This window comes from Phyllobacterium sp. LjRoot231 (assembly GCF_964253365.1).
Classification (GTDB): domain Bacteria; phylum Pseudomonadota; class Alphaproteobacteria; order Rhizobiales; family Rhizobiaceae; genus Phyllobacterium.
The window spans coordinates 3,676,906-3,691,734 of the sequence record NZ_CAXUQT020000001.1; the positions used below are offsets into that span (position 1 = coordinate 3,676,906).

Genomic DNA, 14,829 nt, shown 5'->3' on the forward strand with positions numbered 1-14,829 from the left:
TCATTGGCAGATGTGGGAGGCACCAATGGAAGAGGATGAAAAAAAAGACAAGGAGGATTATGCGCCCTACATGACGTCCATTTGGGGTTACCTCATAATCTTTTTGATCATCATACCGGTTGTCTTGTATCTAGGCCGTCAGTTCGGAAGGTGAATTCTTGTGTCGTTTACTAGCTTGATCAAGAGGGCGAAGACCCCCGCAGCAATGGCATATGCCCCGTCAAATGATGAAAGCGGGTATGCAGCCGACAATGAAATGAAATTCTATCTGTACTGGCCGCCGGCGATGATCATGGTCCTCCTGGCCGTTGGGAGCTATGCTGTAGGAAGGTATTTTTCCTAGAATAGTCCACCTGAGGCCATCTGCTATCGCGGCGCTTCGTATTCGGGGACAGTATTGGTCGGCCCGAAGATATATTTGTGGGGATCGTCCGCGATTTCGGAAACGCTGCGGTCGATGCCTTGAACGGTACGGCGGCTCTCCGACACAAACCGCTGCGCATTGCGCAGTTTATCGCCTGTCAAATTACTCAGATTGTTGACGATGGCGACCAGCCTCGTATTCAAGTCCTTGGCCTGTTGCTGATAGGATTGCAGTTTGGCGCGGATTTCGCTTGCCACACTGTCCTTGTCGTCGGAGAGCTGCCTGTCGACATTCGCCAGCGTCTCGTCGACGCGAACAGAAGCTTTGTTCACCCGCGAGATGACATCGCGGGCGTCGTTCATGACTTCCCCGACACTTCGCGCCTTCTGGCCATATTCGTTTATCAAGTCGGTACTGCGTGCAAGACCATCGGTAAAATCCTTGGCCTCTCTAATACTCGCCAGCAGAGGTCCGCGCGTTTCCGCCACGTATTGTTCGGTGGCGGTCGTTGCCTTGTCGACGCGGTCGATCCAGTCCTGCGCGGTCTGCACCAGTGTCTTCAGCGATGATGGATCAACATCCACGCGCGCAATGGTATCTTCCTTGTCCGCCTCTTCCAGAAGCTTGGGCTCATAGGCCTTGCCGCCCGTCAACTCGATGCGCGCTTGTCCTGCCAGTATTTCGAAGGCCAGTGTCGCCACGGTCGAGCGCGTGATCGGTGTGGTGGAGTCGATCTCGGCCTGGACGATGACGGCGTCCGGATTGGACGAATCGATAAAGAGACGCTTCACATCACCGACCTTCAGGCCATTGAAGAACACCGGGCTCTTCGCGGCCAAACCCGTGACGGAACCAGGAACCCGGATCTCCAACGTCGAGGTTTCCCGCGTGTCGCCGTAGCGTCCAACCCAGTAAAAGAAACCGAACGCCAGGGCACACACAACCAGGCTGAAAACCGCAACGAGAAGATAATTGGCTTTGGTTTCCATCGATTCTTTGAGGCGACTCCACGGTTGGGATCATTGATCCTTTCATTACCGCCTTAGGTGACGGCAAATCAATGGCGAACAAATATCGTTCTTGCTGGTTGTCCGGATTAATCCGAGAGTAGAGCAACTCCACTTCGGAAACACCGAACAATGATGAAGCTTGAGGGCATTTCCACTTTTGTGACGGTAGCGCACGCGGGATCGATCAGCGAAGCGGCCCGCCGCTTGCGTCTTTCGAAATCCGTCGTGAGCGAGCGGCTGGCCGAACTCGAACGGCAGATTGGCGCGGTGCTCCTGCACCGGACGACACGCAAGCTTACCCTTACAGAGGATGGCACGGCCTTTCTCGAACGTGCATCGCGTATTGCGCGCGATGTCGAGGAAGCCGCAGCCGATATGGCGGAGCGCCGCGGCCAACTGATCGGGCCATTGCGCATTTCGGCGCCGGTCACGTTCGGTCGCATGCATCTCGGCCCTGCCCTTTATCCCTTTCTCGCGAACAATCCCGGCATTGAGCTGTCTCTCGATCTCGATGACCGACGTATCGATGTGGCTGCTGGCGGCTATGACGCCGTGGTCAGGCATGGGTCGATCATCGATTCACGGCTGATGACATGGCGTCTGGCGACGAGCCAACGCGTTCTGGTGGCTTCTCCGGCCTATCTGGAGGCGCATGGAACCCCTGGCTCGATCGAAGAGCTGGGTCAACACAGAGGCATTTTCTACGCCAATCGCGGCATCGCGGATTGGAGCTTTCCCACGGCAAAAGGCACAGCGACCGTGCGCGGCTGCGTGGGATTGCGCGTCAACAATGGCGACATGATGCGGGATGCGGCCATAGCGGGGCTCGGCATCGCCCTGCTGCCGACCTTTGTCGCCGGTGCTGCGCTCAAATCCCGGGAATTGTTGGCTATTGACGTGGGCGTGCAAGCCGAGGGCGAACACATCTTCATTGCGCATCCGGAAGGCCGCATGCCATCCGCCAAGCTCAGAGCACTTGCGGACCATTTGCGCACAGCCTTCGGTTACCCGCCTTACTGGGAACGCTGAGCGCGACCATCAGCACTTTGACTTGACAACTGAGAAAAGAGAATGGTGTTTGGTGCGGGTCAACAGGCAAAACTGCATCTGATTTCTCCGGAGCAAGTCATGACAAATCTGACGATTTTAGCATTCGCATTGGTTTCGTTCATCGGCATTGCAACACCGGGCCCAACTGTGCTGCTGGCGCTGACGAACGGCTCGCGTTTAGGTATCAGGACCGCCTGCCTCGGCATGGCCGGTGCGGTGCTGTCGGACTTCGTCCTGATCGGCGCAGTAGCGCTGGGGCTCGGCGCCCTCCTTGCCGCATCGGAATTCTGGTTCTCTGTCGTCAAGTGGATCGGCGTCGGCTACCTCACCTTCCTCGGCGTCATGCTGTTGCGCTCCAGGGGAACGCTTGAGGTCCTGCACCCGGGAACAGGCGGCAGTGCAGACCCCTCGTCGCGAGCGGTATTCCTGAAGAGTTTCTTCGTCGCCGTCACAAATCCGAAGGGATATCTGTTTTTCTCGGCGTTTCTTCCGCAATTCGTCATGCCGGAATTGCCGCAGTTTCCTCAATATCTGGCGCTGGCCGTGACCTTCGCGCTGATCGATTTCGCCGTCATGTTCGGCTACGCCGTTCTGGGCTCGCGGGCGGTGCGCCTGCTCAAGAAATCCGGTGCGCTGTGGCTTGACCGGATCTGCGGCGGCGCATTGCTTGCCCTCGCCGGTTCGTTGGCGTTCTATCGACGGGCGAGTGCATAAGCTTAGACCAAAAGAGCTACCCGACGCGCAACTGTCATGAAGGAGTCTTATGATTCCGTTGATTCTGCGCGTCTGGAAACTGAACAATGGACCATCACGACTTTAACCTGCGGCCGTTTCGCTTTGAAGAGATCGAAGAACTCCGGTCGATCGAGAAATCCGCCCGCCTGCGTTATGCCGGATGGGACGGCCTGGAGATGGTGGTGGACGCGCCGTCCATCGCTGCAGAGCGTTTTTGCTCCGGCGAAACAGTGGTCGCGGAAATTGATGGCAAGCGCGTCGGCTATATCCTGATGCAGCCTCTGGACGGGTTGATGTACATCGCCAATATCATGGTGGCTGCCGATTTCTCCGGGCACGGCATCGGCGCGGCATTTCTCGATGTGGTCAAATCCAGGGCTAAAGAGCTGAAACTGTCCGGCGTTACGCTGACGACCTTCCGGGCACCGCGCTGGAACGGCCCGTGGTTTCGCAAATACGGCTTCGAGCCCATGCCGGAAGAGCGGATCGGACCCGGCTTGCGGGCAATACTCGACCGCCACGCCACCGTTCTGGATATGTCCAAACGCGAAACGCTATGGGTGGAATGGGTGTGAGGCCTTTGCCACTAAACTCATTCTATCAGTAGCAAGCGACCGCTCGAGGTCGGCAAGGCGGCATGGTGATAGCACCAACAGTTTCGCTGTCATACCTGGACGTCGACGATACCCATCATGCCCAGTTGCTCGTGTTCCAGGATATGGCAGTGGTACATCCGAGGGCCAGGTTTGTCCTGACGAACTAGAATGCGGATTGTCTCGCCGCGTGCGACATTCACGGTGTCCTTCCACGCCCTGTAGGGCGGTTTGTTGACTTTGCCGCCCCGCTCGTATTCGACAATTTGAAATTGCGTACCGTGGACATGAAACGGGTGATCCATGTCGGCGGGATTGGCAATTTCCCAAAGCTCAAGTTCGCCCGCTTTCGACACGAAATCGATGCGGTTCATGTCGAACGACTTCCCGTTGATCAAGAAGCCCATCTCCATTCCGTCCGCGCCCATCGTCATGGTCTCCCCGAAGACAAGGCGACGGCTGACTGACGGCGCGCCCAAATCTGCGATCGGGCGCAGGATCGCCGGCAGCGGCGGCGGCGGTTCGGCCGGCGTCTCCGAGACCGCAACCGTCAAGAGAGTAAGGCCTGCGTCCTTCGGTCGTCCCTGCCCCATCCATCCGCGGTCATAGTCGAGAGTCCCGAGCGTCGTGGTCCCCGGTTCGTCGAAGGCGACGATAACCTCGAGACGCTCCGCAGGTGCGAGAAGGACGTCTTGGACACCGGGAACGGGTGCACCCAGCAGCCCGCCATCCGTGCCGACGATGGTCATCGGCACATCCCCGAAAGACAAGCGAAGGAATCGTGCGTTGGTGGCGTTGAACAGCCGGAAACGCCGCTGTGTTCCGGCTGGCACGGACAGCACGGGATTCTTCTGGCCGTTCACCAGGACATGGTCGCCGACCCGCCCGTTCATCACATCAACCATCGTGTTGGCCGGCATCGTACCGTCCGCAGCCAAGCGCAAGTCGGTAAAGAACAGCTCTGTATCGCCATAGGCCGCCGGGATCGGGTCAACCTTCGGCTTCACGAGGAATGCACCTGCGAGGCCGCGATAAACCTGTTCGGCGGTCTTCCCATGCGGATGTGGATGATACCAATACGATCCCGCACTACCTTCAGGCAGATCGAAACTGTAGAGACGATCGGTCCCAGAAGATACCGGGTCCATCGGGTTACCGTCCTGGTCCGCTGGAACCGGCATCCCATGCCAATGGATGGTGCTGATTTCGCCGGGAATGCGGTTGGCGAAAGTGATTCTGATGCGATCGCCCTCGGTCGCCTCGATCAGAGGTGCGGGGCTGTCCCCGTTGAAGGCAAGAACGGGTGTGTCGAGACCTTCGGCAAACTGCGCTGTCGCCGGCTCTGCCGTGAGCGTTGCCTCCAAAAGACCAGCCTCGTTGGACCGATTACTGAGCCTGGAAAGCTCGCGCAGCGGCGCGCCCTCGGGTAGCGACGGAGCGTTTGCTGGCATTGCCATCGCTCCGTGGCCAGCATGCATGTCGCTCATGCCCGACATGCCGTCCATCGTCTCCATCTGAGCTTCGGCACGTGTTCCGGCGAAAACGGTTGCTGCGCTGGCTAGCATGAAACTACGTCGATCCATGAGTCAGGTCTCCTCGTTCAGATTGCGGACTGCAAGGCAGTAACGGTCTTCTTGCGGAATTGATCTGCCAAGCAAATGCACGTTCCCATCTTAGGGGCAAGCGCGCCGTAGCAGAATGTGGCTCCGGCACAGGCGGGAAACTATGGACCTTCCAACAATGGGAGGGTCAAGAGGAAAATGACTTAGATGCATTAATGTCCGCAATGACCCAGTTGCCGGCGGTCACAATGCATCAATCACCGCCTTCGCCACATCTGTTGTTGACGATGCTCCACCCAAGTCCGGGGTCAATGCAGTTCTTTGCGCCGTGACGTTTTCCATCGCCGCGATCAGTGCCGAAGCTGCCTGCCTTTCCCCGAGATGGTCAAGCATCAGGGCACCAGCCCAGATTGTTGCCAGCGGGTTGGCGATGCCCTTTCCGGCGATGTCCGGTGCGGAACCATGCACAGGCTCAAACATTGATGGAACGCCACCTGCCGGATTGATATTGGCCGAGGCCGCAAACCCCAAACCACCCTGTATCGCAGCACCGAGATCCGTCAGGATATCGCCGAAGAGATTGGAGGCGACAACGACGTCGAGCGTTTCCGGATTGGTGACGAACCGGGCCGCTGCAGCATCGACATGGTAACGCGAAACCTTGACATCCGGATACTCGGCAGCAAGCGCGTCGGTTACCTCATCCCAGAACACCATGGAATATTTCTGCGCATTGGATTTTGTGACCGAGGCAAGCTTTCCTGATCGTTTTCGAGCGGCTTCAAAACCGTAACGCAGGATACGTTCGACACCATTGCGGGTGAAGATCGATGTTTCGACGGCAACCTCGTTTACGGTGCCCTGATGCACCCGCCCTCCCGCACCGCTATATTCGCCTTCTGTGTTTTCGCGAATACAAAGAATGTCAAAACCATCGCTGCGCAGAGGGCCTTTGACGCCCTTCAGGAGGCGGTGCGGACGCGCATTCACATAGAGATCAAAAGATTTGCGGATCGGCAGCAACAGCCCATGCAGCGAGACTGAATCCGGAACCCGAGTTGGCCAGCCGACAGCGCCGAGAAAGATGGCGTCGAACGGGCGCAATTGCTCGATCCCGTCCGCTGGCATCATGACCCCATGTTCGAGATAATAGCCGCAAGACCAGGGTAGGGTTTTGGATGCCAGCCCGAAATCGAAACGCCGGGCGACAGCGCCCAGGACGGGCCAGCCAGCCTTGATGACATCGACGCCGATCCCGTCACCGGGAATGAGTGCGATATTGTAGGTTCTCACGGATGCCTCCAGTCGGATCAAGCTTCGGCGCGCAGACCGCCGATGTGGAAGGACTTCGTCTCCAGATACTCTTCGATACCCGTCGGTCCGCCCTCGCGGCCCAGACCGGACTGTTTGATGCCGCCGAAGGGTGCAACCTCCATCGACACCGATCCGGTGTTCAACCCGACCATGCCGAATTCCAGCCTTTCACCGACACGCCACGACCGATGCAGGTTCTCCGTGTAGAAATAGGCGGCAAGGCCGAACGGCGTATCATTGGCGATCTCGATGGCCTCGGCTTCATGGCGAAACCGGAAAAGCGGCGCGACAGGTCCGAAAGTCTCCTCGGTTGCCACGCGCATTGCCATCGTCGCATTTGTGAGAACAACGGGCGACACAAAACGCTTCGGATCGATATCATCGTTGCGCTCCGTCAGATCCAAAGCACCCTTTGATCGAGCATCGTCGATATGCGCGCGCACCTTCTCGACCGCGGCCAGATTGATAAGCGGGCCAATCTGGGTATCCGCCTCGAATCCGGACCCTATCCGCATCTTCGATACGGAATCGGCAAGCCTGTCGGCGAAACGGCCGTAGATGCCTTCCTGGACCAGGATGCGATTGGCACAAACGCAAGTCTGACCTCCATTACGGAACTTGCTGGCAAGCGCGCCTTCAATCGCAAGATCGATATCCGCATCGTCGAAAACGATGAATGGGGCGTTGCCGCCGAGCTCCAGACTGAGGCGTTTCACGGTCGGTGCGCATTCTTGCATCAGCAACGAACCGATCCGGGTAGAACCAGTGAAGGAAAGCTTGCGTACTGCCGGGTTGCCGGTCAGCTCCGCGCCGATTTCCTGCGGCAGTCCCGTCACGATGTTGATCACGCCTTTGGGCACGCCTGCACGTTCGGCAAGGACGACGAGTGCCAGCGCCGAATAGGGCGTCAATTCCGATGGCTTGATGACCACGGTGCAACCGGCGGCAAGCGCCGGAGCGCATTTGCGGGTGATCATGGCGTTCGGGAAATTCCACGGCGTGATGACTGCCGATACACCGACAGGCTCCTTCAGCACGAGGATACGGCGATCTGCTGTTGGTGCCGGGATCGTGCTGCCGGCGATGCGGCGCGCCTCTTCGGCGAACCATTTGATGAAGGATGCGCCGTACAGAACTTCGCCCCTGGCTTCGGCCAGCGGCTTGCCTTGCTCTGCCGTCATGATAATCGCCAGGTCGTCGGCATTCTCCAGCACAAGTCCGTGCCAGCGTTCGAGAACCGCCGCACGCTCCGCAGCCGTCCGCATGCGCCAATGAACAAAGGCCGTTTTGGCCGCACCAATGGCTGCTCTGGTATCGGCGGTGCCGCAGGCCGGGACCGAACCGATGATCTCGCCGGTCGCCGGGTTATCAACCGGAAGTTCCGCCTCCGATGCCGCCGCCGACCATATGCCATCGATGAATATCTGCTGGCGAAAGAGGGATTTGTCACGCAAACGATCAAGAAACATGGGAAACCTCAATAGCCACGCATTCGGTCGACCGCACCAATCAATGGGAGGCCTTCGCGATGGCGGCGGATAGTGTCAAGCACATGATCGACTGCCGTCTCGGGCCGCGTCATGCTGGCGATATGCGGTGTGAGCAGAATTTTTGGATGCAACCAGAACGGATGATCCCCCGGCAAAGGCTCAGGGTCCGTGACATCAAGAACAGCACCCGAAAGTTGACCACTGCCGAGGGCTGCCAATAGGTCATCCTGGTGGAGGTGACCACCTCGTCCGGCACTGACTAGCGCTGCGCCGCGGGGAAGTTGCGCAAACAGCTCCGCATTCAGGATTCCTCGGGTTTCATCCGTCAGCGGCAGGAGGCAGATCAATATATCGCAGCCGGAGAGAAAGCGCGGCAGTTCGCTACTGCCCGAAAAGATATCTGCACCGTCAATCACACGCGGCGAACGGCTCCACCCGGAAAGCGGAAAGCCGAACGGCCGCAGTTTTTCAAGAACTGCCTGTCCCAGCATGCCAAGGCCCAACACACCAACCTTCCGCTGTACGGATGGTACAAGTCGCATCTCTTGCCAGACGGCGCGGCGCTGCTGATCGATATAGGGGAGAAGATCGCGGTGGAGAGCCAGCACCGCCATTGTCACATATTCCGTCATGCCCTCGGCTATACCCGGCTCGATCATGCGAACGAGCGGCAGATCCTGCGGCAGGGTCGAAAGATCGAACTGGTCAATCCCCGCGCCCACCGAGAACAGGATCTCCAGGTTGGGAAAGGCTTCGGCGAGATTATCCGGCGGCAGCCACGCCGCCAGATATCGCACCTTCTCGGAAGGCCCGACATCCGGCCAGATGCGGAACTGCACATCTGGAGCTTTTTGGGCGAAGAGTTCGGCCCATTCAGCGCCTCTTACCGGATCGGCCTTGTAGATGAAAGTCAAAGCCCGACCACGCCAGCAAGACCACCGATATCCTTGATCTCGGTATAACCGTAATAGGGTGTCGATGGTTCATGGCCGCGCGCAACAAAAACCTTGTTCTTGATGCCGAGATCATGTGCGGACATCAGGTCATAACGCAGGCTCGACGAGACATGGAGGAATTCAGAAGGATCCGCATCCAGTTGCTTGAACATATACTCGAATGCCTGGAAACGCGGTTTGTAGGCCTGCGCCTGCTGTGCGGTGAACACCTTATAGAAAGGAGCACCAAGCTTTTCGACATTGGAATGAATCTGGTCGTTCGAGGCGTTTGAAAGGATCACCAGCTTGTAATGCTCCGCTACCTTGGCAAGGCCAGCCGGAACGTCGGCATGCGGGCCCCAGGTCGGAACGGCATCGTAGAACTGCCGACCGTCGGCATCGTCATAGTCGACGCCCCATTTCTGGCAGGTACGGCGCACGGCATTTTTCAGCACCTGCTCGTATGGTTTCCAATCGCCGAGAACTTCATCCAGGCGGTAAGCGGCAAAGTCTCTGCAAAAAGCGTCCATGCTGTCAGCGGCAACGCGATCAGCGTAAAGCGAACGCGCCAATTCCGACATCTGGAACCGTGTCAGCGTCCCGTAGCAGTCGAAGGAAATATATTTCGGCTTGAAAGTCGGCATTGCTTGCTCCGTGTTCCCCTTGTTATCGCAGATAGCGCTGCAACTGTAGGACCAAAAGAGCAGCATGGCTCCCTGACAAGAGTGTTTTGCACGAAGATCATTGCAATTCGCGACGTCATTTCAGCATAGGCTGCTGAATGTTCTTGAGATCATTCGCGGTGCTTGAAATCGGCCCTGATCCCAGCATAGTCGCATTTGAGAGCCGGAATCCGGCCGGATTACCTAGAGCGCATGCGGCCCATACAGCCAGATGTGCCTCGTGAGGAGAGTAAGATGCATGTGCAGGAAATATTGGCGAATCTCGTCAGCTTCCCCTCCGTCGTCAGGACATCGAACGCCGCGATCATCGACTATATACGATCCTATCTTGCCCAATACGGCGTGAATTCCAGCATTATCGCCGGGCCGGAAGGCGATCGCTTCAACTTGTTTGCAACGATCGGCCCGGCTGATCTTCCCGGCTACATCCTATCAGGCCACCTTGACGTGGTGCCGGCGACGGAATCGACCTGGTCGAGCGACCCGTTCCGCCTGCGCGAGGATGGCGAACGGCTGATTGCGCGTGGCGCGGTCGATATGAAGGGCTTCGTCGCTTGTGTTCTGGCGTCCGTCCCGGCCTTTGTCTCGCAACCATTGAAACAACCGATCCACCTCGCCTTCTCCTACGACGAGGAAGCCGGCTGCATTGGGGTCAGGCATTTAATTGACCGGCTGCCGACGCTATGCGCCAAGCCGATCGGCTGCTTCGTTGGCGAGCCATCCGGCATGCAACCCGTATTGCGGCACAAAGGAAAGATCGGCTGCCAAATCTCGGTGTACGGCAAATCCGGACATTCGTCCCGGCCCGATTTGGGTCTGAACGCGATCCATGCCAGTGCGGATATTGTTGCAACCGTTCGTGACGAAGCAGCGCGTCTTGCGGCGGAAGGCCCGTTCAACGAAAGGTTCGCTCCGCCCTATTCAAGCATGCAGGTCGGCGTCATCGCGGGTGGTGCCGCTCTCAATGTCATTCCGGAGAAATGCACCATCGATATTGAGGCGCGCGCGGTTCCCGGGATCGATCCCGCAACATTGATGGAGCCTATCAAGGCCCGAATTGCTGAACTGTCCGCAGGCGGGTCCGGCCTGCGGTTCGAGACACAGGTTCTCAGCAGTTATCCGGCACTCGATCTCAACGAGACCGACGGACTTGCTGCTCTGGCCGAGAGAATATCCGGGCAGAGCTGCGCGGGTGCTGTCAGTTTCGGCACCGAAGCCGGGCTCTACCAAGCCGCCGGGATCCCCTCGATCATCTGTGGCCCAGGCGATATCGCCCGTGCACATCGCCCCAACGAATATGTCCTGAAATCCGAACTTGACGGTTGCCTGAGCGCACTGGGACGGCTGACAAACGAAGTCGCCGCATGAGTGCTCAGACATCGATCAACACCGATTTGGAACGAAGATTGGCCTCATAGGCTTCACGTCCGAGATCCTTGCCGATGCCGGAACTCTTGTAGCCGCCTGTCGGCATGATGAAATCATCCGAGCGGCCGTAGCGGTTAATCCAGACCGTTCCGACCTCCAGACTGCGTACCATTCGCAGAGCCCGGGACAGATCGCGCGTATAGACACCCGATGCGAGGCCGAATTCAGGATGATCGGCGAGCGCCAAAGCTTCGTCCTCGTCTTCGAAGGTTTGAACCGTCAGCACCGGGCCGAAGATTTCGGCGCGCGCTGCCTCCATGCCCTGATCGACGCCAATCAGTATCGTCGGCGCATAAAATGTTCCATCGCCAAAGCCCTCCATTGCATGACCGCCGATGAGTGCTTCTGCGCCTTGAGCCACCGTCCGCCGAACAATCGAGTCAACCCGATCGAGCTGTCCTGACGAGATGATCGGCGAAAAACTGGTGCCTGTCTCCCATGTCGGGCCCGGCGTCACCTCTCGGGCAAGCACAGCGATGCGCTCAATCAGCGCGTCACGCAAATCGCGGTGTACGAGAAGCCGGGAACCCGCAACGCAAACCTGCCCGGCATTGCCGAGGATCGAGCGGGCGATGCAAGCCGCCGCCAAGTCAACATCCGCATCCTCGAAGACAATCTGCGGGCTCTTGCCACCAAGTTCGAGGGTCACCGGCTTGACGCCGTTCAATGCCGCGGTCGCCATGATCGCGGCACCTGTTCTCGTCGACCCGGTGAAGCTGATTTTGGCGACATCGGGATGACGGCACAGCGCCTCGCCCGCACCTGCACCTGTTCCCTGAACAATATTGAAAATACCGCTCGGCACACCCGATTCGATGGCAAGCTCCGCCAGCCGCAGGACGGAAACTGGGGTCATTTCCGATGGTTTCAGCACCACAGCATTTCCCGCAGCAAGTGCCGGTGCCAATTTCCAGCCTGCCATGACCAATGGGAAGTTCCAGGGTGCGATCGCGGCAACGACGCCGCGCGGCTCGGTAACGATCATGCCGAAGCGATCGCTCTGGGTGGCCGCAACCTCGCCGCCATGCTTGTCGGCAAATTCTGCAAAGAACCGGATGGTTTCCGCGAGATAAGGAACATCCCAGCCATTTGCTTGCGCGATTGGCCGCGTTGAGCCGACAGCTTCGAGCCGTGCCAGCTCTTGCCTGTTAGCATCAACAAGGTCTGCCCAGCGCCGCATGACCCGCGCGCGTTCGCGTGGCGGTCGCTTGGCCCAATCGGATGTCCGGAAGGCCCTTTTCGCGCTCGATACCGCGCGATCGACGACGTCGGCGGATGCCAGCGGCATCTTTGTATAGACGGCCCCGTCACAGGGCCGCCGGACGGGAAGGTTCCCGGGAGGACCTGAAACCAATGCCCCATCGATGAAATGACCCGTTGGGACTGCTAGATGTCGGGGGTCGAAGCTAAGCATTGACGGCGGCCTTCGGTGCAATGGCAGCATCCCCAGCCGCCCAGGAGCTCAGCGCTTTCGGGGACAGTCGGCCTTCGAACATGTCGACGATCGCCTCGCCAAGCAATGGGCCGAACTTGAACATCTGCCCGTCGCAATTGGTGACCACGAGCGAGCGGCCGTGGCTGTCGAGCCGGAACTTCCGCGTGGCGTCCATGACATAATACCCGACCTTCATCCGCAGAGGCCGGTAGCTTGCCGCGTCGTGCAGATAGGGCGCGAACTGACCGATAATATAGTCCGCTTCCGCGATGTCCGATTGAAACCCAGCAGACGGAGCGCCAAGCCGCCGATGCGATCCCGCTCCGAATTTCAATCCTGCCCCGCGTAAATCCGGCAATGTATAGCCGACCCCATCGCCGATCGTGACAATCGACGGAGCGCGCCGCCAGCTTTCAGCAAATTGCACAGGCGGCTCAACATAGCACAGGGCCTGCCGATAGGTCGTCAGGTTCGCATAAAGATCAGGCAACAGCGACGGCAGCCATGCTCCTGCGGCAACGACCAGATGATCGCCTTTGACGAGCTCGCCGTTGTCCAGGGTTGCAGTGACTGCCTCGAGGTCAACCCTCGCAACTTTCGTGTTATCCCGGATGTCTGCGCCATGCTCCCTGTTCCAGCGGGCCAATCCATCCACGATACGGTTTGCGTAGAGCGGACCGCCAACACGGGAAAGAAGCCCCCAGGCTCCTCCAGGCACTTTCAGATGCGGGCACAGGGCTGCGATTTCGGCACCATCGAGAATCTCATGCGGGATACCGTTGTTGCGGAACGTCGCAAGTGTTTTTCCGGCATAGTCATCCTCTGCCAGTCCGATCGAAATCGCGCCGGTCGTATCATGATGCGTCTCGCCAAGATCATCCCAGACCCGCGCCCAAGCGGCGAAAGCGTCCGTAACCATGCGGGTATAACCTTCCGCCGCACCATAGTGATAACGGATCATGCGATGATTGTCGTAAGAGGCACCGTTCGGGTTTCCGACCGGCCCCTGCTCGAGCAAGACAACCTCCTGGCCAGCCTTCAATGCAGCCCGTGCAATGGAAAGACCGACGATCCCTCCTCCGACAATAACAATCCGGCTCATGCCTTTTCCCCTTTTTGCGATCGTGATGGCATCCACGGAGCCTAAGCAATGTTACCAAGCTTTTTATTCGGGCTTTTATCAATGCAACAGCGCAAAATTGCGTTCTTGGACAAAGCTCGGAACAATGTTTCTCGCTACACACCATATTTTATCGGCTATGAAACCGTCTTCGACATCCGCCGCACAGAAGGATCAAAGCGTGGTGCAATCGCCAAGCGACTATTTGCTGCGGACAATGCAGCCCGCCGATCTGGCGGCCGCGTTGTCCTTGTCTTCGGCAGTGAACTGGCCGCACCGGATCGACGATTGGCGATTGGTTGCCAGCCTTGGCCATGGCACTGTGGCCGAAGACGGTTCCGGAATTGTCGGTACGATTCACTGGTGGCCGTTCGGCAATGATTTCGCCACGCTCGGCATGGTGATCGTTTCAGCTGAGCGACAAAGACGCGGCATCGGCGGGAAGCTGATGGACGCAGCGCTTACCCAGGCCGAAGGCCGGAATATTCTGCTGATCGCCACGAAAGAAGGAGAACCGCTCTATAAATCCCTGGGTTTCCGGACGACCGGAGCAATCTCGCAGCATCAGGGTAGGCCGGCAAACTTCAGACCGATCATGCCGGAGCAAAATCACACAATTCGTCCCTTTGCCGAAGACGATACAGCGAGCCTGATTTCTCTCGATAGCAATGCTTCAGGGCTGGATCGCAGAGCCATGCTTTCCGCGCTCCTTCGTACAGGCCAATGTATCGTACTGGAGCGAAGCGGACAGTTGGATGGTTATGCAATTCTCCACCCGTTCGGACGTGGCTATGTCGTCGGGCCGGTCATTGCCCCTAATCTCAAAGCTGCGCAGGCGCTGATATCGAATTGGATTTCGGCTCGGAGCGAGCACTTCCTGCGTGTCGATACACCGGATGACAGTGGCCTTGGCGATTGGCTTGAAGCAATCGGGTTGCCGAAGGTCGGCGGCGGAACAACGATGGTCCGCGGAAACGCGCCCCAGCCTGCGCCAGGACATCGTATTTTCACCCTGACAAATCAGGCGTTGGGATAAACAGCATCTCCCGCTGCCACGTCCGCGAAAAGAGCATCCCATAGTGGAAAGCCAGCTCTGTTCAGCATGCCATT

The 14,829-nt window shown here is 58.4% G+C and carries 13 protein-coding genes; 5 read left to right on the forward strand and 8 right to left on the reverse strand.

Annotated features, from left to right (window positions below; genetic code table 11):
- Positions 1-366 precede the first annotated feature (366 nt).
- Positions 367-1,353 carry an MlaD family protein gene (locus tag ACSQ3H_RS18315; RefSeq protein ID WP_436118349.1) on the reverse strand — a complete coding sequence of 329 codons (987 nt, stop codon included), beginning with the start codon at positions 1,351-1,353 and terminating at the stop codon, positions 367-369.
- A 150-nt stretch (positions 1,354-1,503) separates the two neighbouring features.
- Between ACSQ3H_RS18315 and ACSQ3H_RS18320 the strand changes: the two genes are divergently transcribed.
- The 3 genes from ACSQ3H_RS18320 to ACSQ3H_RS18330 all read left to right on the forward strand — a co-directional run bounded on the left by ACSQ3H_RS18320 (position 1,504) and on the right by ACSQ3H_RS18330 (position 3,734).
- Positions 1,504-2,403, forward strand: a complete 900-nt coding sequence (locus ACSQ3H_RS18320) for a LysR family transcriptional regulator (RefSeq protein ID WP_436118350.1) — start codon at positions 1,504-1,506, stop codon at positions 2,401-2,403.
- Between the two features lie 99 nt (positions 2,404-2,502).
- On the forward strand, positions 2,503-3,138 hold the full coding sequence (locus ACSQ3H_RS18325; protein ID WP_436118351.1) for a LysE family translocator: 636 nt from the start codon (positions 2,503-2,505) through the stop codon (positions 3,136-3,138).
- An 86-nt stretch (positions 3,139-3,224) separates the two neighbouring features.
- Positions 3,225-3,734 (forward strand): GNAT family N-acetyltransferase, encoded by a 510-nt coding sequence (locus ACSQ3H_RS18330; protein ID WP_436118352.1) that lies wholly within the window; start codon positions 3,225-3,227, stop codon positions 3,732-3,734.
- 89 nt (positions 3,735-3,823) lie between these two features.
- Here ACSQ3H_RS18330 and ACSQ3H_RS18335 read toward each other — a convergent pair whose 3' ends face one another.
- The 5 genes from ACSQ3H_RS18335 to ACSQ3H_RS18355 all read right to left on the reverse strand — a co-directional run bounded on the left by ACSQ3H_RS18335 (position 3,824) and on the right by ACSQ3H_RS18355 (position 9,697).
- Positions 3,824-5,335 (reverse strand): multicopper oxidase family protein, encoded by a 1,512-nt coding sequence (locus ACSQ3H_RS18335; RefSeq protein WP_436118353.1) that lies wholly within the window; start codon positions 5,333-5,335, stop codon positions 3,824-3,826.
- 222 nt (positions 5,336-5,557) lie between these two features.
- The gene (locus tag ACSQ3H_RS18340) at positions 5,558-6,607 is read right to left on the reverse strand and encodes a tartrate dehydrogenase (RefSeq protein WP_436118354.1); all 1,050 of its coding nucleotides are present in this window, start codon (positions 6,605-6,607) and stop codon (positions 5,558-5,560) included.
- A gap of 17 nt (positions 6,608-6,624) precedes the next feature.
- Positions 6,625-8,097, reverse strand: a complete 1,473-nt coding sequence (locus tag ACSQ3H_RS18345; protein ID WP_436118355.1) for an NAD-dependent succinate-semialdehyde dehydrogenase — start codon at positions 8,095-8,097, stop codon at positions 6,625-6,627.
- Positions 8,098-8,105: 8 nt separating this feature from the next.
- Positions 8,106-9,032 carry a 2-hydroxyacid dehydrogenase gene (locus tag ACSQ3H_RS18350; RefSeq protein ID WP_436118356.1) on the reverse strand — a complete coding sequence of 309 codons (927 nt, stop codon included), beginning with the start codon at positions 9,030-9,032 and terminating at the stop codon, positions 8,106-8,108.
- Complete coding sequence (locus ACSQ3H_RS18355) at positions 9,029-9,697, reverse strand: haloacid dehalogenase type II (RefSeq protein ID WP_436118357.1); 669 nt, start codon at positions 9,695-9,697, stop codon at positions 9,029-9,031. The genes ACSQ3H_RS18350 and ACSQ3H_RS18355 overlap by 4 nt, the downstream gene beginning before the upstream one ends.
- A gap of 273 nt (positions 9,698-9,970) precedes the next feature.
- Between ACSQ3H_RS18355 and argE the strand changes: the two genes are divergently transcribed.
- Positions 9,971-11,104: an acetylornithine deacetylase gene (gene argE / locus ACSQ3H_RS18360; protein WP_436118358.1), complete on the forward strand. Its 1,134-nt coding sequence runs from the start codon at positions 9,971-9,973 to the stop codon at positions 11,102-11,104.
- 4 nt (positions 11,105-11,108) lie between these two features.
- Here the strand turns inward: argE and ACSQ3H_RS18365 are convergent, their stop codons facing one another.
- Entirely contained in the window at positions 11,109-12,578 is a 1,470-nt protein-coding gene (locus tag ACSQ3H_RS18365; protein WP_436118359.1) for an aldehyde dehydrogenase family protein, read from the reverse strand.
- Entirely contained in the window at positions 12,571-13,701 is a 1,131-nt protein-coding gene (locus ACSQ3H_RS18370) for an NAD(P)/FAD-dependent oxidoreductase (protein WP_436118360.1), read from the reverse strand. Before ACSQ3H_RS18370 ends, ACSQ3H_RS18365 begins: the two co-directional genes overlap by 8 nt.
- A 202-nt stretch (positions 13,702-13,903) precedes the next feature.
- Here ACSQ3H_RS18370 and ACSQ3H_RS18375 point away from each other — a divergent pair, with 202 nt between their 5' ends.
- Positions 13,904-14,755, forward strand: a complete 852-nt coding sequence (locus ACSQ3H_RS18375; RefSeq protein WP_436118361.1) for a GNAT family N-acetyltransferase — start codon at positions 13,904-13,906, stop codon at positions 14,753-14,755.
- The last annotated feature ends 74 nt before the right edge of the window (positions 14,756-14,829 follow it).